This window comes from Collimonas sp. OK307 (genome assembly GCF_900113705.1).
Taxonomy (GTDB): domain Bacteria; phylum Pseudomonadota; class Gammaproteobacteria; order Burkholderiales; family Burkholderiaceae_D; genus Collimonas.
In genome coordinates, this window is sequence record NZ_FOQI01000043.1 from 1 (window position 1) to 1,145 (window position 1,145).

A 1,145-nucleotide genomic window follows, 5' to 3' on the forward strand; every position below is an offset into this window, starting at 1 on the left:
GTAGCGCTAACACTATTGATCGGCTGGCTAAAGCCGGCAACATTGCCGGTCGCCGGATCATAGGCAGCGCCGCCGCCCAGGGTGCTCGCCGTGGTCGTACCCAGGTTATTGACGCCGGTGACGACCGAATTCAGCTGGGAACCGTTAATCGCGTCGGTGCTGGTTGCTGAAATCACGCCTGCCGCCACGTTCTGGATCTGACGCTCAGTACCTACGGCACCCACGGAAACAACGCCGTTGGTCGAAGCTGCCGCTTCTACGCCGGCGGCGGTACCGCCAAATTGCGCTGTGGTGCCTGTGTGCGGCGCCGCAGTAATCGAATGCGAACCCAAGGCGACATCGTTAGTGTTGTTGGCTACAGCGGTATCGCCCAGCGCCACTGCACCTGCCGCCGCCGCATTGCTGGCATTGCCCAACGCTACCGAACCCTGGCCGGTTGCCGTATTGGAGTTGCCGAGCGCCACAGCGCCTTGACCGTTGGAGGTATTGTTGGCGCCCATCGCTATTGCACCGGTGCCGATGGCCGAATTCGGGTCGCCAATCGCCACTGCACCGTCGCCGCTGGCGGTATTGCCAACGCCAATCGATACCGCCTTGCCGCCGGTTGCCCTAGCCGTCTGCCCAATGGCGATCGCTCCCGCCGAATTGGCAGTCGCTCCTGTACCCTGGGCGATAGAGTTGCCGCCCGTCGCCTTGGCAGCGTTGCCCAAGGCAATGTCGTTCGCCGTCGCCGGCGTACCGCTCACGCCCGCTACCGCGTTCAAGCCTTGCGCTATCGAACTGTTGCCGTATGCGTTCGCAACCGGGCCGACGGCAATGCTGTCGGTGCCAACTGCGTTACTGTCGGCCAACGTCGAATTGGCATGGAAATACTTGATGCCGCCACCGTTGTTGATGTTGGTGATCGCCGTGCTGTTCGCCGTCACCTGCTGGTTAGTCGCAAACAGCTGGCTGCCGTTCACTGCATCCGTGCTGGTGCCGCTCAACTGACCGGCCGCCACGTTGGTGATCTGACGGTCATTGCCGGCGCTGCCCATCGATACCACGCCTGCCGGTGCTCCGCCGGCGAAGGTATAGGCTGTGCCGCCGATGGTCGCACCGGTGGTCGGCACCGCTGCTGCCGCCACCGTGCTGCCCTGGCCCAG

The 1,145-nt window shown here is 63.7% G+C and carries 1 pseudogene; it reads right to left on the bottom strand.

What is annotated here, in order from left to right:
- Window positions 1-1,145, bottom strand: a pseudogene (locus tag BM205_RS23895) (hypothetical protein); the annotation flags it as partial.